Consider the following 921-nt stretch of genomic DNA (forward strand, 5'->3'; position numbering starts at 1 on the left):
AAAAAAGTCCTCTGAAAAGCAAAAGATACATAATTAAAACCTAAACTATAGCGATATCCACCATTAGCATTCATATACATATTAGAAATAATACTAAATTTACTAGAAAAAATCGTTATCACTAACACTGAAAAAGATGCATATGAGAAAGTTTTTAATAACTTCTTAAAATCAATATCTCTAGCTGAAGCAACTAGTAAAAGAACTGTAATATCTAGCAAACCATCCCTGTTTTTAGATACGATTAGCATAGATAATATGAATAATATAAATAGAACCATTTGTTTTAAATGATACCTAAAATAATTCATCGTATTTGAAAGATTAAATAATTCTTTTATAAAAACTACAGCAATAGTAGAGTATAGAGATAACCGATAAATCAATAATGCTCCATCTAACCTAACAAAATATGTAGTAGTAATTAATGAAGAAACTATAACCCACATAAATAAAGTTAATAGATAAATCTTCTCCGATATAAAGCGAGTACCATTCACTTATACTTTCCAAACCTTTCCATGTTTTTAATAAATCGAATACTCTAACAAACATTTCTATTATTTTTTCTTATTGGCAAAACTCTGTATTCTCTTCAAAAAAATTACTATCGTATATAGTTTATTTTTTAACAAGATACGCATAAGAATTTGTAATTTAGAAGAAGAGCTATTTATTAGAGTATTTATATCGTTAATACTACATATCTCGCCAATAATTTTTTTCTGAGTGTTTATGGGTATCTTTTGTAGCACTATATTCTGTATGTTGCTCATTAAAATTCTTGATTTTAATATATTGATAAATGACTTATCAAAAATATTCCATTTATTTAACAGGTATTCAATCTGAGATAACTCCTCTAGCTGATATGCAACTCTATTTGGATTGTAACTCCCCATTGCAGAATTCATTCTACCC

2 pseudogenes are annotated in these 921 nt (G+C 26.3%); both read right to left on the reverse strand.

Annotated features, from left to right (window positions below):
- Positions 1 to 500, reverse strand: a pseudogene (locus D8847_RS10710) (polymerase); the annotation flags it as partial.
- 60 nt (positions 501 to 560) lie between these two features.
- A pseudogene (locus tag D8847_RS10715) lies at positions 561 to 921 on the reverse strand (glycosyl transferase family 2); the annotation flags it as partial.

The sequence above is a fragment of the Streptococcus mitis genome (genome assembly GCF_003942795.1).
Classification (GTDB): domain Bacteria; phylum Bacillota; class Bacilli; order Lactobacillales; family Streptococcaceae; genus Streptococcus; species Streptococcus mitis_BJ.